At 74.3% G+C, this 21,152-nt stretch carries 22 protein-coding genes; 7 read left to right on the forward strand and 15 right to left on the reverse strand.

Annotation, left to right across the window (positions count from 1 at the left end):
• Positions 1–77 precede the first annotated feature (77 nt).
• Positions 78–851 carry a PIG-L deacetylase family protein gene (locus NDW01_RS28515; RefSeq protein ID WP_252826274.1) on the reverse strand — a complete coding sequence of 258 codons (774 nt, stop codon included), beginning with the start codon at positions 849–851 and terminating at the stop codon, positions 78–80.
• Positions 852–985: 134 nt separating this feature from the next.
• Complete coding sequence (locus tag NDW01_RS28520) at positions 986–2,323, reverse strand: aminotransferase-like domain-containing protein (RefSeq protein ID WP_252826276.1); 1,338 nt, start codon at positions 2,321–2,323, stop codon at positions 986–988.
• A 106-nt stretch (positions 2,324–2,429) separates the two neighbouring features.
• Here NDW01_RS28520 and NDW01_RS28525 point away from each other — a divergent pair, with 106 nt between their 5' ends.
• Entirely contained in the window at positions 2,430–3,326 is an 897-nt protein-coding gene (locus NDW01_RS28525) for an alpha/beta fold hydrolase (protein ID WP_308211794.1), read from the forward strand.
• Positions 3,327–3,421: 95 nt separating this feature from the next.
• Here the strand turns inward: NDW01_RS28525 and NDW01_RS28530 are convergent, their stop codons facing one another.
• Together NDW01_RS28530 and NDW01_RS28535 are read right to left on the reverse strand one after the other, a co-directional pair.
• Positions 3,422–3,796 (reverse strand): VOC family protein, encoded by a 375-nt coding sequence (locus tag NDW01_RS28530; protein WP_252826278.1) that lies wholly within the window; start codon positions 3,794–3,796, stop codon positions 3,422–3,424.
• A 130-nt stretch (positions 3,797–3,926) separates the two neighbouring features.
• Positions 3,927–4,547 carry a YigZ family protein gene (locus NDW01_RS28535; RefSeq protein ID WP_252826289.1) on the reverse strand — a complete coding sequence of 207 codons (621 nt, stop codon included), beginning with the start codon at positions 4,545–4,547 and terminating at the stop codon, positions 3,927–3,929.
• A 257-nt stretch (positions 4,548–4,804) separates the two neighbouring features.
• On the opposite strand from NDW01_RS28535, the gene NDW01_RS28540 reads away from it, so the two are divergent.
• Positions 4,805–6,148 (forward strand): PP2C family protein-serine/threonine phosphatase, encoded by a 1,344-nt coding sequence (locus NDW01_RS28540; RefSeq protein WP_252826291.1) that lies wholly within the window; start codon positions 4,805–4,807, stop codon positions 6,146–6,148.
• Between the two features lie 141 nt (positions 6,149–6,289).
• On the opposite strand, the gene NDW01_RS28545 is transcribed toward NDW01_RS28540, so the two are convergent.
• Together NDW01_RS28545 and NDW01_RS28550 are read right to left on the reverse strand one after the other, a co-directional pair.
• Entirely contained in the window at positions 6,290–7,219 is a 930-nt protein-coding gene (locus tag NDW01_RS28545; RefSeq protein ID WP_252826319.1) for an EamA family transporter, read from the reverse strand.
• A 159-nt stretch (positions 7,220–7,378) separates the two neighbouring features.
• Entirely contained in the window at positions 7,379–8,989 is a 1,611-nt protein-coding gene (locus NDW01_RS28550; protein ID WP_252826322.1) for an FUSC family protein, read from the reverse strand.
• Between the two features lie 29 nt (positions 8,990–9,018).
• Here NDW01_RS28550 and NDW01_RS28555 point away from each other — a divergent pair, with 29 nt between their 5' ends.
• Together NDW01_RS28555 and NDW01_RS28560 are read left to right on the forward strand one after the other, a co-directional pair.
• Positions 9,019–9,501: a MarR family winged helix-turn-helix transcriptional regulator gene (locus NDW01_RS28555; RefSeq protein WP_252826335.1), complete on the forward strand. Its 483-nt coding sequence runs from the start codon at positions 9,019–9,021 to the stop codon at positions 9,499–9,501.
• Between the two features lie 11 nt (positions 9,502–9,512).
• Complete coding sequence (locus NDW01_RS28560; RefSeq protein ID WP_252826337.1) at positions 9,513–10,811, forward strand: alpha-amylase family protein; 1,299 nt, start codon at positions 9,513–9,515, stop codon at positions 10,809–10,811.
• A 9-nt stretch (positions 10,812–10,820) separates the two neighbouring features.
• On the opposite strand, the gene NDW01_RS28565 is transcribed toward NDW01_RS28560, so the two are convergent.
• From NDW01_RS28565 to NDW01_RS28575, 3 genes are all read right to left on the reverse strand, one after another.
• On the reverse strand, positions 10,821–11,234 hold the full coding sequence (locus tag NDW01_RS28565; RefSeq protein ID WP_252826339.1) for a MerR family transcriptional regulator: 414 nt from the start codon (positions 11,232–11,234) through the stop codon (positions 10,821–10,823).
• Positions 11,235–11,277: 43 nt separating this feature from the next.
• Complete coding sequence (locus NDW01_RS28570) at positions 11,278–11,709, reverse strand: VOC family protein (protein ID WP_252826342.1); 432 nt, start codon at positions 11,707–11,709, stop codon at positions 11,278–11,280.
• A gap of 107 nt (positions 11,710–11,816) precedes the next feature.
• Positions 11,817–12,149, reverse strand: a complete 333-nt coding sequence (locus NDW01_RS28575; RefSeq protein ID WP_252783411.1) for an ArsR/SmtB family transcription factor — start codon at positions 12,147–12,149, stop codon at positions 11,817–11,819.
• Between the two features lie 83 nt (positions 12,150–12,232).
• Here NDW01_RS28575 and NDW01_RS28580 point away from each other — a divergent pair, with 83 nt between their 5' ends.
• Positions 12,233–13,528: an MFS transporter gene (locus NDW01_RS28580; protein ID WP_252826344.1), complete on the forward strand. Its 1,296-nt coding sequence runs from the start codon at positions 12,233–12,235 to the stop codon at positions 13,526–13,528.
• A 97-nt stretch (positions 13,529–13,625) separates the two neighbouring features.
• Here the strand turns inward: NDW01_RS28580 and NDW01_RS28585 are convergent, their stop codons facing one another.
• The 3 genes from NDW01_RS28585 to glgA form a co-directional block, all read right to left on the reverse strand.
• Positions 13,626–13,919, reverse strand: a complete 294-nt coding sequence (locus tag NDW01_RS28585) for a hypothetical protein (RefSeq protein ID WP_252826346.1) — start codon at positions 13,917–13,919, stop codon at positions 13,626–13,628.
• 107 nt (positions 13,920–14,026) lie between these two features.
• Positions 14,027–14,821, reverse strand: coding sequence for an AraC family transcriptional regulator (locus tag NDW01_RS28590; protein WP_252826348.1), 795 nt, complete (start codon positions 14,819–14,821; stop codon positions 14,027–14,029).
• A 155-nt stretch (positions 14,822–14,976) separates the two neighbouring features.
• The gene (gene glgA / locus NDW01_RS28595) at positions 14,977–16,158 is read right to left on the reverse strand and encodes a glycogen synthase (protein ID WP_252826350.1); all 1,182 of its coding nucleotides are present in this window, start codon (positions 16,156–16,158) and stop codon (positions 14,977–14,979) included.
• Positions 16,159–16,229: 71 nt separating this feature from the next.
• On the opposite strand from glgA, the gene glgC reads away from it, so the two are divergent.
• Positions 16,230–17,465, forward strand: a complete 1,236-nt coding sequence (gene glgC / locus NDW01_RS28600) for a glucose-1-phosphate adenylyltransferase (RefSeq protein ID WP_252826352.1) — start codon at positions 16,230–16,232, stop codon at positions 17,463–17,465.
• A gap of 1 nt (position 17,466) precedes the next feature.
• On the opposite strand, the gene NDW01_RS28605 is transcribed toward glgC, so the two are convergent.
• The 3 genes from NDW01_RS28605 to NDW01_RS28615 all read right to left on the reverse strand — a co-directional run bounded on the left by NDW01_RS28605 (position 17,467) and on the right by NDW01_RS28615 (position 19,791).
• Positions 17,467–18,087 (reverse strand): FMN reductase, encoded by a 621-nt coding sequence (locus tag NDW01_RS28605; RefSeq protein WP_252827164.1) that lies wholly within the window; start codon positions 18,085–18,087, stop codon positions 17,467–17,469.
• Between the two features lie 95 nt (positions 18,088–18,182).
• Positions 18,183–19,283: an LLM class flavin-dependent oxidoreductase gene (locus NDW01_RS28610; protein ID WP_252826354.1), complete on the reverse strand. Its 1,101-nt coding sequence runs from the start codon at positions 19,281–19,283 to the stop codon at positions 18,183–18,185.
• 70 nt (positions 19,284–19,353) lie between these two features.
• Positions 19,354–19,791 (reverse strand): winged helix-turn-helix transcriptional regulator, encoded by a 438-nt coding sequence (locus tag NDW01_RS28615; protein ID WP_252826356.1) that lies wholly within the window; start codon positions 19,789–19,791, stop codon positions 19,354–19,356.
• A gap of 158 nt (positions 19,792–19,949) precedes the next feature.
• Here NDW01_RS28615 and NDW01_RS28620 point away from each other — a divergent pair, with 158 nt between their 5' ends.
• Positions 19,950–21,143: a thiolase family protein gene (locus NDW01_RS28620; RefSeq protein ID WP_252826358.1), complete on the forward strand. Its 1,194-nt coding sequence runs from the start codon at positions 19,950–19,952 to the stop codon at positions 21,141–21,143.
• The last annotated feature ends 9 nt before the right edge of the window (positions 21,144–21,152 follow it).

Below are 21,152 nucleotides of genomic sequence, written 5' to 3' on the forward strand. Positions count from 1 at the left end.
GGCCTCCAGCGACGAATCGACGCGACGCCTGCGGATCGGGAAGCGGCCGGCCCGCTCCCAGACCTTCCGCAGAAGCGTCACGAACTCTTCCGGGCGGGATCGGCGGCCGGTATGGCTGCGGTGGGGGCGGGAGGCAGGAGCCGGCGCAGCCACTCGTGGTCGCCCTGGAGGGCGAGGCGGGCGCGCTGTGGGCGGTCGCCGTCGTGCTGGCTGCGGTGCGCGCGGGCGGCCTGCAGCTGGACCCGCCGGTCGACCCGCACCTCGAAGTCGATGCGGGAGTACAGGTCGCCGCTCATCGGCGGGCCGCCGGCGTGCCGCACCGCCCGGGCCAGGTCGTGCGGGAGCGTCCAGGCCAGGACCGGGACGCCGCGTTCGCGTCCGGCGTGGACGGCCGCGCGGGCGGTCGTGCGTTCGGTGCCGCGCCCGTCGACGGTGAGCAGGAGGTCGGCGTCCCATTCGGTGATCACGCGGGTGATGTGCTCGGTGAGCTCCTCGATCGGGGGGCCGCTCAGCCCGTCGTCGGGGTAGTCGATCAGGGTGCGGTGCTCGGCGCGCAGGACGGCGGTGGCCGCTTCGAATTCCCAGGGGCGGATGGTCTCCAGGCGGCACAGCGAGTCGTTGTAGGGGGATCTCTCGCCGTGGGTGAAGCACAGCACGCCGATGCGGGCGCCGCGGGAGCGGAAGGCGTCCAGGACGGCGCCGAGGTACCAGGTCTCATCGCCGGGGCGGGCGACCACGGCCAGGACGCGGCGGGCCGGCGGCAGTTCGGTGGCCGGCCGGCGGGGCCGGGACGCCGCCGTGCGCGGATGCGGGGTCCTGGCCGGTGGCGTGCTGATCGTGGTGGTGCTCATCGGGCGGCTCCTGTCGGGGTGATCGGTCCACGTCGATGATCTCCGGCAGCGGCCGGGGGCGGGCAGTGGCGAAGGTCCCGACCCGGTGGGCCTTCGGGCATCTCCGCCGGGCGGGCGTTCGGCGGTTCCCCGCGTCATTCGGCGACGGTGTCCTCGGGGGTGCCGTGGGCGATGGCGGCCAGGGTGGTGAGCGCGTGGTCGAGGGTGTCGGGCGGTGGGGAGGCGAGCCCGAGGCGTACGGCGCCGGGCGCGGCGGGCCGGCCGATGGCGAACGCCGCCGCGGGGGTGATGGCGATGCCGCGCCGGGCGGCGGCCGCGACGAACGTCTCGGCGCGCCAGGGATCGGGCAGCCGCCACCAGCAGTAGTAGGCGTGCGGGTCGGCGTGCACGGTGAAGCCGGTGAGGGCGCGTGCGGCGATTCGCTGGCGGGCGGCGGCGTCGTCGCGTTTGGCCTGGCCGATGACGGCGGCGGTGCCGTCGGTGATCCAGCGGGTGGCGGCCTGCAGGGCGAATCCGGTCGCGGTCCAGGCACCGGACCGCAGCGCGGAGGTGAGGCGGTCGGTGAGCGCGGGTGGGGTGAGGATGAGGCCGGCGGTCAGGCCGGGCGCGAGCCGTTTGGACAGGCTGTCGACGAGGACGGTGTGGTCGGGGGCGAAGGCGGCCAGCGGCGGCGGCCCGTTGGTGAGGAAGGACCAGATGCGGTCCTCCACGGCGGTCAGGTTCAGGCGGGTGAGGGTGGCGGCGAGTTCGGCGCGCCGCGCGGGCGGCATGGTGAGGCCGAGCGGGTTGTGCAGGGTCGGCTGCAGGTACACGGCGTGCAGGGGGGTGGCGCGGCAGGCGTCGGTGACGCCGTCGGGGCGCAGGCCGTGCTCGTCGAGGGGCAGCGGGACCGGGGTGATGCCGAGCCGGGCCGCGATGGCCTTGATGACCGGGTAGGTCAGGGACTCCACGCCGAGGCGTCCTCCGGGTGGGACGAGGGCGGCCAGGGCCGCGGCGATCCCCTGGCGGCCGTTGCCGGCGAACAGGACGCGGGCCGGGTCGGGATCCCAGCCGGGGCGGCTCAAGAGCGCGGCGGCCGCGGCGCGGGCGGCGGGTGTGCCGGTGGCGGCGCAGGGGCGCAGTGCCGAGCCCAGGACGTCGGGACGGAGCAGGGGCGTGAGGCCGCCGGCGAGCAGGGTGTCCTGGCTCGCGACGAGCGGGTAGTTCAGCTCCAGGTCGATGCGGGCGGCGGCGGGTTCGGCGAGCGCGGGGCCGGGAACGGGGGCGGCGGCCCGGACGAAGGTGCCACGGCCGACCTCGCCGACGACGAGGCCGCGGCGGGTCAGTTCGCGGTAGACGCGGGCGGCGGTGGACTCGGCGATGCGGTGGTCTCGGGCGAACCTGCGCTGGGGTGGGAGCCGGTCGCCGGGCCGCAGCCGCCCGGCGGTGATGTCGGCGGCGATGGTGTCGGCGATGCGCCGGTAGTCCTCCATCGGGCATTCCCTTCGATTGCTCCGAGGGCAATGATCCTATTGCACCGAGAATGCTCTGATCAATAGCATCGAGCAGTCGGTGTGCGCAGGCAGGAAGGGGCCCGTGGTGGGTTCGGCGTCGGTGAACGGGATCACGGTGGGCTACGACGACGAGGGCGCGGGCGAGCCGCTGGTGCTGGTGCACGGCCACCCGTTCGACCGGACGATGTGGGGGCCGCAGGCGGCCGCGTTCGCGGCCGAGGGATGGCGGGTGATCGTGCCGGACCTGCGCGGGTACGGGGCCTGCTCCGTCGTGCCGGGTGCCACTCCCCTGCGGACCTTCGCGCAGGACATCGCCGCGCTCCTGGACCACCTGGGGATCGGGGAGATCACCCTGGGCGGGCTGTCGATGGGCGGGCAGATCGTGCTGGAGTTCCTCCGGCTGTTCCCCGGCCGGGTGCGAGCGCTGGTGCTGGCCGACACGTTCGCCCAGGCCGAGACCGCCGAGGGCCGGGCGGCGCGGTACGCGATGGCCGACCGGCTCGAGCGCGAGGGCATGGACGGCTACGCCCGCGAGAACCTGGCCAAGATGATCTCCCCGGCGAACGTCGAGGCGCTCCCCCACGTCGCCCGTCACGTCCTGGACATGATGCGCGGCGCCCTTCCGGCGGGCGCGGCGGCCGCGCTGCGGGGCCGGGCCGAACGGCCCGACTACACCGGGCTGCTCTCCCGCGTCGGCGTGCCGACGCTGATCGTGGTCGGCCGTGAGGACGAGTTCACGCCCGTGGCCGACGCGCGGTTCATGCACGAGCGGATCCCCGGCTCGCGGCTGGCGGTCCTCGACGGGGCGGCGCACCTGCCGAACCTGGAACGGCCCGAGGAGTTCAACCGGGTCCTGCGCGCCTTCCTGACCGGCCGGGACGACCCGGCCGGCGCGCCCGCGGAGCGCGCCGCCGACGATCGCGGCGGCGGCCGCGGCGAAGCAGCCGGCCGCTCCGTAGGCGGTGCCGCGAGAGACGCCTGACCCGCCACGGCGTGTGCGCCGCCTCGGCGCGCGACTCGCGCGCCGAGGCGGCGGCCGTCAGGAGGCGGCCCCTGTGCGGCCCCTGTGCGGCCTTGTCAGGAGGAGGCGGGACGCGGGCAGACGCAGAAGGGATGCCCGGCCGGGTCCAGCAGCACCAGCCAGCGTCCCTCGCCCGGCTGGAAGTCCGGGCGGGAGGCGCCCAGCTTCACGCACCGCGCCTCGGCCTCGTCCAGGTCGTCTGCGTACAGGTCCAGGTGGTAGCGCTTGGGCGCGTTCTCGTCGGGCCAGCTCGGCGCCTGGTAGCCCTCGACGCGCCCGAAGCCGATGTTGGTCACGCCGTCGCCGATCATCGCGTAGTCGCCTTCGCGGTGAGTGATCGGCATGCCGAGGACCTCGTGGTAGAACTCGGCGAGCGCGCCTGGATCGGCGCAGTCGAAGTTGAACATGGCCAAAGAGGCGATCGCGGTCATGTGACGCCGCCCTTTCGTTCGTCGGTGATGGGCCGATCATTCCGGCGATACCTGACATCTTCTGGCAGTTTTGCCGGGGGCATCTCGAGGCGGCGTGCGCTCCTGCGGCCGCGGTCCCGCGGCGGCCGTGTCAGATCTCGACGTCGACAAGGGTGCGGGCGCCGCGCCGCAGCGCGGCCTGTCCGCCGGTGGCGGCCGCGGCCCACGCCTCGAACGCCGCGAGGTCCTCCTCCGGCACCGCGACGTCGATCTCGGCGCGGGGACCGTAGCGGGCGCCGATCGGCGGGTACGGGGAGGCGTGCAGGTCCCGCTGGAGCCGGCCGGCCCGCTCGTGGCCGACGGCGACGGTGACGGTGACGACGGGACGGCGTTCGACCACGCCGACCGCGTCGATCGTCTCGGCGACCGCCTGGCCGTAGGCGCGGACCAGGCCGCCGGCGCCGAGCTTGACCCCGCCGAAGTACCGGGTGACCACGGCGGCCACCCCGGTCAGGCCGCGGCGGCCCAGCACCTCCAGCATGGGCGGGCCGGCGGTCCCGGCCGGTTCCCCGTCGTCGCTGTTGCGCGTGATCTCCCCGCGCTCGCCCAGGATGAAGGCGGTGCAGTTGTGGTTCGCGTCGCGGTGGGCGCGGCGGCGCCCGGCGATGAACGCCTGCGCCTCCTCCTCGGTGACGACGCGGGCCAGGGCACAGATGAACCGGGACCGGCGGATCTCCAGCTCGTGGACGCCGGAGTGCTTGATGGTGCGCATGTCGCCTCCCACGGTAGGGCGCGGCCGCCGTGGCGGCCCCGCCGCCGCCTCTCGTCACCGAGAGTGACAGGCGGTGCCGGGCCGTACCGGCCGGTCCGCCCGCCCGTACCGCGGCGCCGTCGGGTCCGTCGACCGGTCTGAGGTGGTGATTCGCATCGGGCATAGTGGAACGGCCCGCCCGGACGGCGCGTGCCTGGGGCATGCGAGATGATTACTCGTCGATCACACACGGATGGGCGGCACAGGGAGCCAGGCTGATGGAATCGTTCGAGGTCCCCGACCGCGTCCCGCCGCCGGCCCCGGTCGCGCCCGCCGGCGAGGAGGCCGGCGAGGCGGCGCGGCTCGCGGCCGTCCGCCGCTACCGGATCCTCGACACCCCGCCGGACGCGGCGCTGGACCGGATCGCGGCGCTGGCCGCCAGGATCTTCGGCGCGCCCATCGGGACCGTGACGATCGTCGACGGCGACCGGGTGTGGTTCAAGGCGGCGCACGGGCTGCCGGGCGTGGAGGAGGTGCCCCGGGGGCCGGGCCTGTGCGCCGAGGCGGTGTCCCGGCCCGGGCCGTACGCCGTCGCCGACGCCGCGCAGGACCCGGACGCACGGGAGCATCCGCTGGTGGCGGGCGAGACGGGGGTGCGGTTCTACGCGGCCGCGCCGATCACGACGCCGGACGGGCACCGGCTGGGGACGGTGAACGTCATGGGGACCCGGCCGCGCGAGGCCGGCCCGCAGGAGCTGACGGTGCTCGGCGACCTGGCGGCCCTGGCCATGGAGCACCTGGAGCTGCGGTCGTCGGCGCTGCGCGCCGCCGCGCTCGAACGCGCGGTGCACGAGACCGCCGAGCGGGACAGGACGCAGCTGACGGCCCTGGCCGACGCCCTGCAGCGGTCGCTGCTGCCCCCGACCCTGCCCGAGATGCCGCACTGTGAGATCGCCGCGCACTACCAGCCGGCCATCGAGCCGATCGGCGGGGACTTCTACGACCTGTTCCCCCTCGACGAGCACGGCCGGCGGTGGGGCCTGTTCATCGGTGACGTCGTCGGCAAGGGCGCCCAGGCGGCCGGCCGCACGTCCCTGGTCCGCTACACGCTGCGGACCGAGGCGATCACCCGCCCGAACCCGGCGCGGATGCTGACGGGGCTGGACGCGGCGATCACCCTGGACCAGGCCGTCTATGGGTCCGGCGGCGCGGAGATGTGGTTCTGCACCGCCGCGGCGGCGATCGTGCGCCCGGGCCCGGCCGGTGCGATCATCACGATCGCCGCGGGCGGTCATCCCCCGCTGATCGTGCTGCGCGCCGGCGGCGGGCTGGAGAGCCGTGAGCTGCGCGGTCCGATCATCGGCTGTCTCGAGGGCGCGGTGTACGACAACGTGCACCTGGAGCTGGCCGCCGGTGACACGCTGCTGCTGTACACCGACGGGCTGATCGACGCCCACCGTGACGGCGCCCGGCTCGGCGAGGACGGGCTGCGGGCGTTCCTGGCCGGCTGCGGTGGCCTGGCCGCCCCGGCGCTGATGGAACGCCTGCGGGGCCTGGTCGCGACGTTCGACGAGCCCGCCGACGACGACATCGCCATGGTCGCCCTCAGCATCCCCGCCTGATCGCGGCCGCCCTGCGGGCCGAGTAAGGCCGGCCGGCGCGTCGGCGACGCCGTGCTGCGGGCCGCGCGAGAGGCCGCCGCGCGCCGGTGACGGCGGCCGATGGGCCGTCAGCGGCGCGACGCGGCGCCGACGGCCGGGTCGTCAGCGGCCCGGCGCGCCGGGCCGGTCGTCCGGGGGCCGGCCGGCGGCGGTGAGGAGCAGGACGGCGGCCAGGGTCAGGGCCGCGCCGAGGTACTGCAACGGCAGCAGCCGCACGCCGAGGAACAGCGCTCCGGCCAGCCCGGCGACGGCCGGTTCGATCGTGCTGACGATGGCCGATTCGGTGGCCGTGATGTGGCGCAGGCCGGTGACGGACAGGCTGAAGGCCAGCGCCGTGGACAGCACGACCACGATCGCGGTCAGGGCGGTCACGGTGACGGCGTCGCCGACCGGGTGGGCCCGCCAGGGCGGGGCCCAGATGAGCATGGGGACGCTCGCGATGCTCAGCCCCCACGCCGTGGTCGCTCCGGAGCCGATGACCCGGACCATCCGCGCCGAGGCGAGCATGTAGTACGCGAAGGCGACGGCGGACGCCAGGCCGAACACGACGCCGAGCGGACCGATCCGCAGGGCGGCGAGGCCGCCGCGCCGGCCCAGGATGAGCAGGGCCACGCCGACGCCCGCGGCCGCCAGCGCCGCCAGGCGGCCGGGCGAGGGGCGGACCTCGCCGCGCAGCATCTGCCATCCGGCCGTGATGGCGATGGCGTTGTACTGCAGGAACGTGGCCGTCGCGACGTCGGAGTGCTCGATGGCCGCGAACCAGGTGTACTGGGTCGCGGCCATGCCGACGAGGCCCAGGACGAGGAGCCGCCCGATGTGCCGGCCCGGCCAGGCGGGGCGGAAGACCGCCAGCAGGAGAAGCCCCGCGCCCGCCATGCGGACGGCGACCAGCCAGCGCGGATCGATGCCGTGCCGGTGGAACAGCTCCTGGGCCGCGACCCCGCCCACTCCCCACAGGACGGCGGCCGTGGCGGCGAGGATCAGGCCGGCCGTGCGCCCGATCGCGCGACGCCGTCGCGTGTCCTGCAGCAAGCGACCTCCCGCTTCCGGGGCGCTCGCCGGGTGACGCCCTGCTCCGTGCCCGTTTCACCGGACTTGCGGTCATGATGCCAGAGGCGGGCCCGGTGACTCGCCGACGCCTCCGCGTGCGGATCCTCGTACCGGCACGGGCCGCGCGGCCGCCGTCGCGTCTCAGCCACGGGCGGGGACGAAGATCCGCTGCAGGGTCCGCAGCGCCGCGTCGAGGTCGGTGAGCGCCGCGCGTACGCGGTCGGCCGGGGATTCCGGCGCTGCGGGGACCGTCTCGTCCCGGGCGGGCGGGGGCGGCCCGGGGAGGGTACGGCGCCCGACCGCGAGGCGGGCCCGGGTCAGGTCGGCCGCGACGGCGGCGTGCATGCGGAGCACACCGGGCGCGTCCAGCACGGCGTGGTGCTCGGCCGCGCATCGCGCGATGGCGTGGACCGGCGCGGCGCACCGGCGCACGGCGTCGATCGCGTCGGCGGGATGGGAGCGACCGGGGTGGTGGAGGCCGTGGAGGGCGCGGTGGGCCCGCAGCGGGCCGGCGATCTGCTCGAGCCGCCGTACGGCGGCGTCGAACCTGGCCTGGTCGTCGGCCAGCCGGGCCGGTTCCCGGCGCGCGGCGGCCAGGAAGTCCCCCAGCACGGCCAGCGCGTCCGCGGTGCGGCGGCGCAGTACGTCGGCGGACCGGATCGGCAGGATCAGCCAGAACGCCGCCACGCCCAGGACGGCGCCGACGGCGATCGCCTCCAGGCGGGTGCCCAGCAGGCCCGGGGCGGACTGCCCGAAGTAGCCGTAGAGCAGGGCCAGGACCGCGGTGACGCACCCGGCCCAGTAGGCGTACCCGAAATGCCGTAGCCAGGTCGCCGCGGCGAGGACAATGAAGATCACGACGACCGTGCGGTGGTCGTGGACGCCGAACGTGCCGGCGATCAGCGTGGCGGCCGCGGTGCCGGCCGCCGCGCCGGCGGTCCGCAGCACGCCCTTGTGAAGGACGTCCGCGCGGCCCCGCGCCCCGCTGCACACGACGAACGCGGTGAGCACCGCCCACGTCCAGTGCTCGGCGAACGCCGCGTGACCCGCGACGAAGGCGGCGCCGACGGCGCCGGCCATCTGCAGGCTCATGCGCGTGCTCGCGGACGGCCGCCGCCCGCCGCCCGCCCGGGCCGGTGGCGTGTACGCCGGGGGGTGCGGGCGGGTGAACCCAGTGCGTTCCGCGGCCCACCGGGCGGTGAGCCCCCACGACGCGGCGATCAGCGCGACGAGCGCCGCCCACAGGTCCTGCCCGTGGCCGGCGGGCGGGACCCCGGGCACCTGCACGATGAGCACGGCGACCAGCGGCAGCACCGCGAGGGTGCCGGCCCTGGTCGCGCGCGGCCCGAATCGCCGTACCGCGATCGTGGCGGCGAGCAGGACGGTGAAGACCGCGTCGCCGGCGACGCGGTGGCCGGCCATGAGCCGGGAGGTCTCGGCAGCCGCGACCGCCAGGGGCGGCAGGACCGCCAGGGCGATGAGCCGGTCGGCGACGCCGGTGCCGGACCCGGCGCGCGAGAGGGTCAGCGTCAGCGCGACCGCCTGGATGAGGATGTCCACGTGCAGGTGCGCGGTGTGCTCGAGCAGCAGCGCCGACCCGTACGCCGCCAGGGTCGCGGCCATGCCGACGGCGGTCGCCCGCAGCGCCGTCAGGCCCGGATCGAGGCGCTGGGCGGCGGAGAAGCCGGAACGAACGGTACGAAATACGTACGAGTTGAGAGCTGAGGAACGCCGTATCGGCCTGTCGCTCATGACCAGATGCTAAGTGATAGCGTAACAATGTGAGCGCGACGGATGAGGGCGCCGACCTCCTGGACGGCGCCGCGCAGGTGCGGCAGGGCGTGACGCGGCTCGGGCGGCGGTTGCGCGCGGCGCGCGCGCCCGGGGCGCTCAGCGCCAACAAGCTCGGGGTCCTCGGCCACCTGCACCGGCACGGCCCGGCCACCGCCGGCGAGCTCGCCGCCGCCGAGTACCAGCGGCCGCAGTCCCTCACCCGGGTGTTCGCCGAGCTGGAGCGCGCCGGCCTGATCACCCGGATCCGGGACGACCGCGACCGCCGCCAGTCGGTGCTGGCCATCACCCCGGCGGGCACCGCCGCGCTGGCCCACGACATGGCCGAGCGCGACGCGTGGCTGGCCTCGGCGATGGCCGGGCTCTCGGACACCGAACGCCAGGTGCTGCGGCTGGCCGGGGCGCTGATGGAGCGGCTCGCCGGCGACCCTTCCCCTCCCGGCCGCCCGGGCGGCCGGCCCACCGACCACTGACGGGATCCGCCATGCACTGGTCCGACCACGCCATCTGGTGGCACGTGTACCCGCTCGGCTTCACGGGCGCCGAACCCCGGGCCCTGCCGCCGGGCGCGCCGCCGGTGCCCCGGCTGTCCCGCCTGGCGGGCTGGCTGGACTACCTGATCGACCTGGGCTGCAACGGGCTGGCGCTCGGCCCGGTGTTCGCCTCCGAGACCCACGGCTACGACACCGTCGACCATTTCCGCGTCGACCCGCGCCTGGGCGCCGAGCAGGACCTGCTGCGGCTGATCGAGCGGGCGTCCGAGCGCGGGGTGCGGGTGCTGCTGGACGGGGTGTTCAACCACGTCGGCCGGAGCTTCCCCGCCTTCGCCGACGTGGCCGCGCACGGGCCGCGCTCACGGTACGCCTCCTGGTTCCGTCCCGCGCCCGGCGGCGGCTACGAGACCTTCGAGGGCCACCACCGGCTCGTCGCGCTCGACCACGACGAGCCCGAGGTCGCCGACTACGTCACCGAGGTGATGACGCACTGGCTGGAGCGCGGGGTGTCCGGCTGGCGGCTGGACGCCGCCTACGCCGTGCCGCCGCGGTTCTGGCGCACCGTCACCGGCCGGGTCCGGGCGCGGTTCCCCGGCGCCTGGCTGATGGGCGAGGTCATCCACGGCGACTACGCCTCCTACGTCACCGACGGCGGACTCGATTCGGTCACCCAGTACGAGCTGTGGAAGGCGATCTGGAGCTCGCTCAACGACCGCAACCTGTTCGAGCTGGCCTGGGCGCTGAAACGGCACAACACCCTGCTGGAGACCTTCGCGCCGTACACCTTCGTCGGCAACCACGACGTCACGCGGATCGCCAGCCGCCTGGACGACCCGCGGCACCTGGAGCACGCCCTGGTGATCCTGTGCACGGTCGGGGGGATCCCCGCGATCTACTCCGGGGACGAGCAGGCGTTCCGCGGGATCAAGGAGGAGCGTGAGGGCGGCGACGACGCGATCCGGCCCGCGTTCCCCGACGACCCGGCCGGACTGTCCGGGCAGGGCCGTCCCCACTACCGGCTCCACCAGGACCTCATCGGGTTCCGGCGGCGACACCCGTGGCTGGTCCGCGCCCGTACGACGGTGACGGCGCTGACCAACACCGTGCTGGTCTACACGGCCGCGGAAGGCGACGAGGGCGTCACGGTCGCGCTGAACGCCGCGGACGATCCCGCCGAGACCGACCTGCCGGCGGGCCCATGGCGGCACGCCGCCGGGCCCGGGCGGATCGAGGGGGACCGGGTGAGCCTGCCGGCGGCCGGCTGGGCGATCGCGACCCGCGACCGGTAGGCCGGGTCCTCAGCCCGCGGACGCGGGACGGCACGGCGCCGCGCGGCCGGCGAGGACGTCCTCGTACACGCCGACCTTGTGGTCGACCAGGTCCAGGCACCGTGTCAGGTCGCCGATCTGGGCGGTGAGCCGTTCCCGGTGGGCGCGCAGGAGGGTGAGGCGTTCCTCCTCGTTGCCGTCGCCTTCCCGGACCAGTTCGGTGTAGCGGCGGATCGCCGGCAGGGGCATGCCCGAGGCCCGCAGGATGACGCAGACCGTCAGCCAGTCGACGTCGTTGTCGCTGTAGAGGCGCCGGCCGCCGGGGTCGCGCCGCACCGGGTCGACCAGGACGCCCTCACGCTCGTAGAAGCGCAGCGTGTGCACGCTCAGGCCCGTTCGCTCGGCGACCTGCCCGATGGTCAGCAGTGGTGCGGGATCCGGCATGCCGCCCAGCGTAGGCCCACCCTTACCGGCGGCGGCGCGGGGCTCAGACGGCGAAGACCTGCGCGTCGTCGGCGAACGCCTTGAACTCCAGGGCGTTGCCCGCCGGGTCCAGCAGGAACATCGTCCACTGCTCGCCGGGCAGCCCCTCGAATCGCAGGTACGGCTCGATGACGAACGTGGTGCCCGCCGCGCGGAACCGCTCGGCGAGCCGGTGGAACTCCGGGATGGTCAGGATCAGTCCGAAGTGCGGCACGGGAACGTCGTGGCCGTCGACCGGGTTGTGCACGCGCTCGGCGCGGCGGGGTGCCAGGTGGGTGACGAACTGGTGTCCGTGCAGGTTCCAGTCGATCCAGGTGTCGGCGCTGCGGCCCTGCGCGCAGCCGATGACCTCGCCGTAGAAGACGCGGGCGGCCTCCAGGTCGTCGACGGGCATGGCCAGGTGGAAGCGCGGGATCGGGGAGTCGAGCGTGGACACGGCGGGTCGTCCTTTCGGTCGGCGGTCGCGGGCGGCGTTGTGGCGCGGGCGGCGTTGTGGCGCCGGTGGCGGGATCGCCCGCCGGGGCCGTGGTGGCGGTCAGGGGGTCATTCGCCGGCGGGGGCCGGGCGCAGGACGGCGGCGAGCAGGCCGGGGAACCGCTGCTCCAGGTCGTCGCGGCGCAGGCTGACGTAGCGCTGCCGGCCGTGCGGGACGTTGCGGATGACACCGGCCTCGCGCAGCGTCTTCAGGTGGTGGGACAGGGTCGACTTGGGGAGGTCGCCGCCGGTGGGCTGGCAGGCCGCGACCTCGAGGGGGCCCTCGGCGAGGCGGCGGGTGATCTCCAGGCGCGCCGGGTCGCTGAGCGCGAACAGCACGTCGGTCAGGACGAGGTCCGCCGCGTCGGGATGGGCGAGTTCACGTGTCGATCCGGGCCGCATGGTTCGATAATAGTTGAACAGTGGGCCGGGCCGGAGTAACCTCCAATAGTTCGAAGATTTTGGAACTATTGAGGAGCATCACAATGTCCACAGTGGACGACCGCGTCACGCCCGCGGCCGCCCGTGCGGCCCGGCGCCTGCCGCGCACGGCCGGCTTCTGGCTGCTCGGGACGACCCTGCTGGCCTTCATGGGCGCAGCGAGCGCCCCCTCCCCGCTCTACGTCGTCTACCAGCACCGGTGGGGATTCTCGGCGACCACCCTGACGGCCGTCTTCGCCGTCTACGCCCTCGCCCTGCTCGTCGCGCTGCTGACCGTCGGCGGGCTGTCGGACTTCCTCGGCCGCCGGCCCGTGCTGATCGCCGCGCTGCTGGCCGAGACCGCCGCCATGGTCGTGTTCCTCACCGCCGGGGACGTCGGGACGCTCCTGGCCGCGCGCGTCGTGCAGGGCCTGGCGACCGGCGCCGCGACCGGCGCCATCAGCGCCGGCCTGGTCGACCTGCAGCCCGGCGCGCGGCTGGGCTCCCTGGTCAACAGCGTGGCCCCCTCCCTGGGCCTGGCCGCCGGCGCGCTGGGCAGCGGAGCGCTGGTCCAGTACGCCCCCGCGCCGACGACCCTGGTCTTCGCGGTGCTCACCGGGGTCTTCGTGGTCCTGGCGGCCGTGATGGCGTTCATTCCCGACCTGGTGACCCCGCGCCCCGGCGCGCTGGCGTCTCTACGGCCCCGGGCGGCCGTCCCGGCCCCCGCCCGCGCGGCGTTCCTGGCCGTCGCGCCCTGCCTGGTGGCGACCTGGGCGCTGGGCGGGCTGTACCTGTCCCTGGGCGGCTCGCTGGCCGCGGGCGTGCTGCACATCGGCAACCACCTGGTCGGCGGGCTCGTCGTCACCGCCCTGACCGGGGCGGGCGCCGTGGTCTCGGTGCTCGTCCGCGACCGGGCGCCGCAGCGGGTCATGGCCGCAGGGTCGGCCGCGCTGGCCGCCGGGACCGCCGTGACGCTCCTGGCGCTGGGCACCGCCTCGACGTCGCTGTTCTTCATCGGAACGGCCATCGCGGGCTGCGGGTTCGGCGGCGCGTTCCTCGGGGCGTTCCGGTCCGTGGCGGCCCTGGCGGGCACCGGGCAGCGGGCGGAACTGTTCGCCTCGGTGTACGTCATCAGCTATCTGGCCTTCAGCGTGCCCGCCGTCGTCGCCGGGATCGCGGTCCCGTCGTTCGGCCTGCGGGCGACCGCGACCGCCTACGGCGCCGTCGTCATCGCCTTGTCCCTGATCGCGGCCGTCTCCGAAACCGTAGGGTCGCGGACCGGCCGGCCCGCGGCCGCTCCGGCTCCCGCGGCCCCGGCGCCGGCCGCGCCGTGCCCGGTCGGCGACCGCGCCGCCGGGTGACCCGGCGCGACCCCGGGGCCGGGCCACCGGCCGTGAGCTCTTGGAGACCGGTGAGGGCGGGCGGCCGAGGGGGGCGCCCGCCCTCACCGGTGGGTGATCAGATCACCCAGAGGTCGTAATTGGTCCAGGTGCTGCCGTAGCACTGGTACTTGGACCAGGAGCGGTTGTTGATGCCGCGGTTGCCGACCTCGATGCAGCTGCTGGCCCAGTAGTAGTTGTCGATGTAGCGCCAGCCGGGGCCGGGCGGGTCGCTGCAGGGGTGGTTGCAGCGGAGGGTGAGCGTCCCCTGGGCCGGGGCCGGCGCCGCACTCGCGGGGGACGCGAGGACGACGCCGGCGGTGACCAGCGCGCCCGCGGCGGCGGCCGCCGTCGTGATCTTCGGTATTCGCATGAGCGGACCCTTTCGTCCGGGGGAATTTCCACCTCGAACGCTAGGTGCGGGCCCCTCCGCGGGTCTTGAACGAATGCGAAGCGTTCGCATGCGAACGCGAAACGTGATCAGTGGACCGTGGTGGCGGCGGCGTGCTCGGCGCGGAGCGTGGTGGGCGTGCGGCCCGCCAGGGCACGGAACTCCCGGGTCAGGTGCGCCTGGTCCGCGTAGCCGCACACCGCGGCGATCCGCGCCGGCGGCGGTCCCGCCGGCGCGGTGAGCAGGCGCGCGGCGCGTTCGAACCGCACGAGGCGGGCGATCGTCTTGGGCGGCAGCCCGATCTGCGCGGCGAAACGCATCTCCAGGCAGCGGCGGGTCACACCGGCCTCCTCGGCCAGCGCGGCGACGCTCACCGTGCCGCCGGTCCGCCGCAGCAGCCGCCACGCGCGCAGCACCGTCGGCGCCGGTTGCGGCCCGGCGCCGAACCAGGCCGGCAGCACACTGTCCAGCAGCGCGAACCGCGTCGCCCAGTCCGGCGCGTCACGGAGCCGCCCGGTGAGCCGCTCCGCGCGGCGCCCCAGCAGGTCGGCCAGGTCCACGGTCGTGTTGCTCAGCTCCCGCATCGGCACGCCGAACAGCGCGTACGCCCCCGGCGGGGTGAGCTCGACGGCCATTCCCCGGTGGCGGCTGTGCTGCTCGAACAGGACGGGACGGTCGTGCAGGCCGGTGACGTGCGAGGCCTGGACGCGCAGGGGGCGGTCCGGCCCGCTCACCACCCGTACCGAGGCGGCGAAGTCGAGGAACAGCGTGACCCCGCAGCCGGCCACGGCGCGACCCCGCAGCGGCCGGTCGGCGTCGACGCGCAGACCGGCGTACCCGGCGACGTGGCCGCGCAGCACGGGTGCCGGCCGTGCCGCCACCATCCGGGGCTCACACCCCGGATCCGGGCATTCCAGTATGACTCCGCCGATGCCATTCACCATCGCCCGCCCTTTTCACCGGTGACGGGGCACAGTCTCCCCGGTGAACCGCCTCCGGGGGATCCGGGTAATCCCGTACTCCGCGCGTGGGGACGGTGTCAGGTGAGGGAGGCGTACAGGTCGTGGGTGCGGCGGGCGATCCGGGACCAGGAGAAGTGCTCGATCGCCCGGCGGCGGCCCGCCTCGCCCATCGCGGCGGCGCGCGCGGGGTCGGCGAGCAGCGCGTTGACGCGTTCGGCGAGGTCGGCGGCGAAGCGATCGGGGTCGACGGGGGTGCCGGTGCCGTCGGCGGCCTGTTCGATCGGGACGAGCAGTCCCGTCTCGCCGTCGGCGACGACCTCGGGGATGCCGCCGGTCGCGGTGGCGACGACGGCCGCCTCGCAGGCCATGGCCTCCAGGTTGACGATGCCCATCGGCTCGTACACCGACGGGCAGACGAACACGGTCGCGTGGCTGAGGATCTGCACGACCTCGGGGCGGGGCAGCATCTGCTCGATCCACACGATCCCGCCGCGGTCGCGGCGCAGCTCCCCGACGAGCCCCTCGACCTCCGCGGAGATCTCCGGGGTGTCCGGCGCTCCGGCGCACAGGACGAGCTGGGCGGCCGGGTCGAAGGACCGGGCGGCCCGCAGCAGGTAGGGCAGGCCCTTCTGGCGGGTGATGCGCCCGACGAAGACCACGGACGGGCGCTCGGGGTCGATGCCGTGGCGGGTGAGCACGTCGGTGCCGTGGTCCGGGGCGTACTGGTCGGTGTCGATGCCGTTGTGCAGGACCGTGATCCGGCCGGGGTCGACCTCGGGATAGCAGGCGAGCACGTCGCGGCGGATGCCCTCGGAGACGGCCACGACCGCGTCGGCGGCCAGGATCGCGGTGCGCTCGGCCCAGGAGGAGATCGCGTACCCGCCGCCGAGCTGCTCGGCCTTCCAGGGCCGCAACGGCTCGAGGCTGTGGGTGGTGACCACGTGCGGGACGCCGTGCAGGAGCTTGGCGACGTGACCGGCGAGGCCCGCGTACCAGGTGTGGCTGTGCACCAGGTCCGCACCCCCGGCGCCGGCGGCCATCTCCAGGTCGACGCCGAGCGTCTGCAGGGCCGGGTTCGCCGCCCGCAGCGGCTCCGGGACGCGGTAGCCGGTCACGCCGGGCTCGGTACGTTCGCCGTCGAAGCAGTGGACCCGCAGGTCGCACAGCCGGCGCAGCTCCCGGGCCAGGTACTCGACGTGGACTCCGGCGCCTCCGTAGACGTCCGGCGGGTATTCACGGGTGAGCAGGTCGACGCGCATGCCCGGCAGCGTAGTGCCGAATATGCCTCCTCGTCCTGTTTCAACGCTGGTGGGAGGGCTAAGGTCTGGCCATGGCGAGACCTCATGTCCTGGCGATGGTGCTGGCGGGCGGGGAGGGCAAGCGGCTGATGCCGCTGACGGCCGACAGGGCCAAGCCCGCGGTGCCCTTCGGCGGAATGTACCGGCTGATCGACTTCGTGCTGTCCAACCTGGCGAACGCCGGCTACCTCAAGATCGTGGTGCTGACGCAGTACAAGAACCACAGCCTGGACCGGCACGTGTCTCGTACGTGGCGGATGTCGACGCTGCTGGGGAACTACGTGACGCCCGTGCCCGCCCAGCAGCGGCTGGGGCCGCGGTGGTTCGCCGGCTCGGCCGACGCGATCCTGCAGAACCTCAACCTGATCGAGGACGAGCGGCCCGACCATGTGATCGTCTTCGGCGCCGACCACATCTACCGCATGGACCCGCGGCAGATGGTCGAGCAGCACATCGAGTCCGGCGCAGGAGTCACGATCGCCGCCATCCGCCAGCCGCTGTCCCTCGCCGACCAGTTCGGGGTGATCGAGACGGACCCCGACGGCGTCGGTGTCGCGGCCTTCCGGGAGAAGCCCAAGGACGCGGTGGGCCTGCCGGACGCACCCGACCAGGTCTACGCCTCCATGGGCAACTACGTCTTCGACACCAAGGTCCTCGTCGACGTGGTCAAGGAGGACGCCGCCGACCTGTCCAGCAAGCACGACGTCGGCGGGAACATCATCCCCAAGCTCGTCAAGGCCGGCCGCGCGCAGGTCTACGACTTCGCCGACAACCAGGTGCCCGGCTCCACCGACCGTGACCGCGGGTACTGGCGCGACGTGGGGACCCTGGACGCCTTCTACGAGGCGCACATGGACCTGATCTCCATCCACCCGGTGTTCAACCTGTACAACCAGGAGTGGCCGATCTACACCGGTCACGACCCGCTGCCGCCGGCCAAGTTCGTGTTCAACGAGGAGGGGCGGCGCGGGTACGCCGTCGACTCGATGGTCTCCCCCGGCGTCATCGTCGCCGGCGGGGTGGCCGAGAGCTCCATCCTGTCCCCCGGCGTCCACATCGAGGCGGGCGCCTCCGTGCACGGCTCGGTCCTGATGGACTGCGTACGGGTCGGGCGCGGCGCCGTCGTCCGGAACGCCATCATCGACAAGAACGTCGTCATCCCCGACGGCGCCCGGATCGGCGTCGATGAGGACTACGACCGGCAGCACTTCACCGTCACCGCGAGCGGCGTACGGGTCCTGGGCAAGAACCAGATCGTGCCGGGCTGAGTCACTCCGGGCGCAGGGCCGCCAGTTGCTCCGCGAAGGGCACGACGGCCCCTTCCGGCGGTGGCCCGGACGGGCGGTCGCCCATCAGGGCGGCCAGCTCGCCCGCCGCGCGGCCGATCCGGGCCGCCAGGTCGCCGGTGCCGTCGCCGCCGGAGCTCCAGTCCTCCGGCGCGGCGTACACCGCGGTGGGGACCGTGATCGCGCGCAGGTAGGTGAACAGCGGCCGCAGCGCGTGCTCGAGGGCGAGCGAGTGGCGGGCGGTGCCTCCGGTCGCGGCGATCAGGACGGGGCGGCCGGCGAGAGCGGTGTTGTCGATCACGTCGAAGAACGACTTGAACAGCCCGCTGTAGGAGGCCGAGAAGATCGGGGTGACCGCGATCAGGCCGTCCGCGCCGGTGACCGCCTCGATCGCCGGGCGCAGCCGGGCGCCGGGGAATCCGGTGACCATGGCGCCCGCGATGTCGGTGGCCAGGTCGCGCAGCTCGACGACCGTGACCTCGGCGGGGCGCCCGCCCTCGGTCAGGTGCTCGCGGGTGGCCGCGGCCAGGCGGTCGGCCAGCAGCCGGGTCGAGGACGGCGTGCCCAGGCCCGCCGAGACCGCGACGACCCGCAGCGGGTCGATCCGGCCTTCTCCGCCCGAGGAGGCGCTTCGCTCACCCGTGCGGCCTGCTTCGCCGGAGGAGTCCCCAGCGGCGCCGTGCTGCTCGCTCCGCTCGCTCATGAGGCCGCCTCGGCCGGGGTCTCGGTGCCGCGGGCGGCCAGCAGGGAGGCGTGGGTGGGCGCGTCGGGGACCCCGGCGGGCCGCCTGGCGGCGAACTCCTCGCGCAGCACCGGGACGACCTCCTCGCCGAGCAGGTCCAGCTGCTCCAGGACGGTCTTGAGCGGCAGTCCGGCGTGGTCGATGAGGAACAGCTGGCGCTGGTAGTCCCCGAAGTGCTCGCGGAAGGTCAGGGTCTTGTCGATGACCTGCTGGGGGCTGCCGACGGTGAGGGGCGTCTCGGCCGTGAACTCCTCCAGCGACGGGCCGTGCCCGTACACGGGGGCGTTGTCGAAGTAGGGGCGGAACTCCCGCACGGCGTCCTGGGAGTTCTTGCGCATGAACACCTGCCCGCCCAGGCCGACGATCGCCTGCTCGGGCGTGCCGTGCCCGTAGTGGGCGTAACGCTCCCGGTACAGGCTGATGAGCCGCTGGAAGTGCTCCTTGGGCCAGAAGATGTTGTTGGCGAAGAATCCGTCGCCGTAGTAGGCGGCCTGCTCGGCGATCTCCGGGCTGCGGATCGAGCCGTGCCAGACGAACGGCGGGACGCCGTCCAGCGGCCGGGGCGTGCTGGTGAACCCCTGCAGCGGGGTGCGGAAGCGGCCCTTCCAGTCGACCACGTCCTCGCGCCAGAGCCGGTGCAGCAGCGCGTAGTTCTCGACGGCCAGGGGGATGCCCTGGCGGATGTCCTGGCCGAACCAGGGGTAGACGGGGCCGGTGTTGCCCCGGCCCAGCATCAGGTCGACGCGCCCGCCGGCCAGGTGCTGGAGCATCGCGAAGTCCTCGGCGATCTTCACCGGGTCGTTCGTGGTGATCAGCGTGGTCGCGGTCGACAGGATCAGCCGCTCGGTGCAGGCCGCGATGTAGCCCAGCATCGTCGTCGGGGACGAGGGCACGAACGGCGGGTTGTGGTGCTCGCCGGTGGCGAACACGTCCAGACCGACCTCCTCGGCCTTGCGCGCGATCGTCACCATCGCCGTGATCCGCTCATGCTCACTCGGCGTCCTGCCGGTGGTCGGATCCGGCGTGACGTCGCCGACCGTGAAGATCCCGAACTGCATGACGCGACCCTTCCATGCTGATTGAATCTTCAACGATAGCAACGTTTCCCGTCGACCATTCCCCCGCGGGTCACCGGACGGGGCCGAGACGGACCGGGCTGACCCCCTCCTCCGTCACCGGCTCACCGCAGTGCGCGCACACCGTCTGCGGGCGCAGGTCGGCACCGCAGGAGTGGCGCCAGACCGTCGGCGGCGGGCCCTCGGCGACGTAGCGGTCGCCCCAGTCCATCAGGTTCAGCAGGATCGGCTGCAGCGCCCGCCCGGCCTCGGTCGGCACGTACTCATGGCGCGGCGGGTGCGCCTCGTACTGGCGCCTGGTCAGCACCCCGGCGTCCACCAGCGTCCGCAGCCGCGTGGCGAGGATGTCGCGGCTGGCGCCGGTGTTGCGGGCGATCTGGTCGAACCTCCGCTCGCCGAGCAGGATCTCCCGCAGGGCGAGCAGGCTCCACTTCTCGCCGATCACGGCCAGCGCGTCGGCGATCGAACACTGACGGCCGCGTACGGCCACGGGGCTGCCCTCCTCGCTCGGCGCCGTCGGCGCACCGGCCGGTCCTGTGGCCCAACCTACCCCCAGGACGCGGTGACGCCCGCGATCAGTGGGTTGTGAAATCCAACTTTGCACGGTATACCCGTCAGTAGCTTCGATGGCGAGTGAGGGGATGTCTCATGAACGACGCGGTCATCGTCGACGCGGTCCGCACGCCGATCGGCAAGGGCAAGCCGGGCGGCGCCCTGTCGGGGATGCACCCCGTCGACCTGCACGCGCACGCGATCCGGTCGCTGCTGGAACGGACCGGGATCGCCCCGGCCGCCGTCGACGACGTGATCAGCGGAGCCGTCGGCCAGATCGGCGAGCAGAGCGCCAACACCGCGCGGTGGGCGGCGCTGGCGGCCGGGCTGCCGGAGTCGGTGCCCGCCGTGACGGTGGACCGCCAGTGCGGCAGCAGCCAGCAGGCGATCCACTTCGCGGCCCAGGGTGTCATCAGCGGGGCGTACGACGTGGTGATCGCCTCCGGTGTCGAGTCGATGAGCCGGGTGCCGATCGGCAGCCAGACGGCCGGACGCGACTTCCTCGGCGCGGGCGTGGCCGAGCGCTACCCGGGCGGCCTGGTGCCGCAGGGCGTCAGTGCCGAGCTGATCGCCCAGCGCTGGGATCTGTCCCGCGAACGGCTGGACGCCTTCGCCGTCGAGAGCCACCACCGCGCCGCGCGGGCGTGGGAGGAGGGCCGCTTCGCCGGCGAGGTATCCCCCCTCAAGGCGCCCTCGGCCGACGGCACGCCCGTGCAGGTCACCCGCGACGAGTCCGTACGGCCGGGCACCACGCCGCAGATCCTGGCCGGCCTGCGGCCCGCCTTCCGCGCCGACGTGTGGCAGGAGCGCTTCCCCGACCTCGACTGGCGGATCACCGCGGGCAACTCCTCACCCGTCAACGACGGCGCCGCCGCCGTCCTCATCACCAGCGGCGCGACGGCGCGGCGGCTCGGGCTGCGGCCCCGCGCCCGCCTGCACTCCTTCGCCGTGGTGGGCGACGACCCCCTGCTCATGCTCACCGGCATCATCCCCGCGACGCGCAAGGTCCTGGACCGCGCGGGCCTGTCGCTGGAGGAGATCGACGCGTTCGAGGTCAACGAGGCCTTCACCAGCGTCGTGCTCGCCTGGCTCGCCGAGACCGGCGCCGATCCGGCCAAGGTCAACGTCAACGGCGGGGCCACCGCCCTGGGACACCCGCTGGGAGCCAGCGGCGCACGCCTGATGACCACGCTGCTGTCGGTCCTCGAACAGCGTGGCGGGCGCTACGGGCTGCAGACGATGTGCGAGGCCGGCGGCCTCGCCAACGCGACCATCGTCGAACGCCTCTGAGCCGAACGC

This window comes from Actinoallomurus soli, assembly GCF_024055715.1.
Lineage (GTDB): Bacteria > Actinomycetota > Actinomycetes > Streptosporangiales > Streptosporangiaceae > Actinoallomurus > Actinoallomurus soli.

Excerpts from the sequence above, each read along its gene's own strand:
- NDW01_RS28515 (WP_252826274.1), bottom strand. The coding sequence starts at position 851 with ATGAGCACCACCACGATCAGCACGCCACCGGCCAGGACCCCGCATCCG.
- NDW01_RS28520 (WP_252826276.1), bottom strand. The coding sequence starts at position 2,323 with ATGGAGGACTACCGGCGCATCGCCGACACCATCGCCGCCGACATCACC.
- NDW01_RS28530 (WP_252826278.1), bottom strand. The coding sequence starts at position 3,796 with ATGACCGCGATCGCCTCTTTGGCCATGTTCAACTTCGACTGCGCCGAT.
- NDW01_RS28535 (WP_252826289.1), bottom strand. The coding sequence starts at position 4,547 with ATGCGCACCATCAAGCACTCCGGCGTCCACGAGCTGGAGATCCGCCGG.
- NDW01_RS28540 (WP_252826291.1), top strand. The coding sequence starts at position 4,805 with ATGGAATCGTTCGAGGTCCCCGACCGCGTCCCGCCGCCGGCCCCGGTC.
- NDW01_RS28550 (WP_252826322.1), bottom strand. The coding sequence starts at position 8,989 with ATGAGCGACAGGCCGATACGGCGTTCCTCAGCTCTCAACTCGTACGTA.
- NDW01_RS28560 (WP_252826337.1), top strand. The coding sequence starts at position 9,513 with ATGCACTGGTCCGACCACGCCATCTGGTGGCACGTGTACCCGCTCGGC.
- NDW01_RS28565 (WP_252826339.1), bottom strand. The coding sequence starts at position 11,234 with ATGCCGGATCCCGCACCACTGCTGACCATCGGGCAGGTCGCCGAGCGA.
- NDW01_RS28575 (WP_252783411.1), bottom strand. The coding sequence starts at position 12,149 with ATGCGGCCCGGATCGACACGTGAACTCGCCCATCCCGACGCGGCGGAC.
- NDW01_RS28580 (WP_252826344.1), top strand. The coding sequence starts at position 12,233 with ATGTCCACAGTGGACGACCGCGTCACGCCCGCGGCCGCCCGTGCGGCC.
- NDW01_RS28585 (WP_252826346.1), bottom strand. The coding sequence starts at position 13,919 with ATGCGAATACCGAAGATCACGACGGCGGCCGCCGCCGCGGGCGCGCTG.
- NDW01_RS28590 (WP_252826348.1), bottom strand. The coding sequence starts at position 14,821 with ATGGTGGCGGCACGGCCGGCACCCGTGCTGCGCGGCCACGTCGCCGGG.
- glgA (WP_252826350.1), bottom strand. The coding sequence starts at position 16,158 with ATGCGCGTCGACCTGCTCACCCGTGAATACCCGCCGGACGTCTACGGA.
- glgC (WP_252826352.1), top strand. The coding sequence starts at position 16,230 with ATGGCGAGACCTCATGTCCTGGCGATGGTGCTGGCGGGCGGGGAGGGC.
- NDW01_RS28610 (WP_252826354.1), bottom strand. The coding sequence starts at position 19,283 with ATGCAGTTCGGGATCTTCACGGTCGGCGACGTCACGCCGGATCCGACC.
- NDW01_RS28620 (WP_252826358.1), top strand. The coding sequence starts at position 19,950 with ATGAACGACGCGGTCATCGTCGACGCGGTCCGCACGCCGATCGGCAAG.